The organism is Psychrobacter sp. 1Y4 (assembly GCF_051847555.1).
Genome location: NZ_JBPYDE010001194.1, coordinates 1 through 509, shown reverse-complemented (window position 1 = coordinate 509; position 509 = coordinate 1). Strand labels below are relative to the sequence as shown.

At 41.5% G+C, this 509-nt stretch carries 1 pseudogene; it reads right to left on the bottom strand.

The features are described 5' to 3' along the window. A pseudogene (locus tag ACS8FC_RS21105) lies at positions 1-509 on the bottom strand (hypothetical protein); the annotation flags it as partial.

Here is a 509-nt window from a genome sequence, read left to right as displayed (position 1 = left end):
CGAGTAGCATCGAGCTAAATACTGCTGCTGTGCTGTAGTCATGAGTAATGACTGTCGATAGCGTCACACGCCCTGATATATCAGTCTCAATAACTAGCGCAATATCCATAATGCGATATTTGGCAGTCAATGGCGCTGTATAAAATGACATATCAAACATATCGTTAAGCTGTAATGTACCTGCGTCCAAATCAATATCAAGATAATCAAAGCTAACTTTTAGGCCATTGGCATCAACCACATTTACGTCAGATAAACGCTCAAAACCTAAATCAAACGTATCGTTTGGCGCATTGGTTGGTAACTGCATTGTTTTAAGCTCAGTAATAGCGATACTGTCACCTTTGCGTACAAATGGCACACGACCATCGGTCGGCAAACGTACCGGGTCAAGGCCGATAAGCTCTTTATCAAGTGGTAAGTAGCTGTAAGCAATCGCGTTGTATCGAATCGAATCTGGCTTAACGTAAACAGGTCTATTGATATATTGCGTATTATCTCCTGTTGAT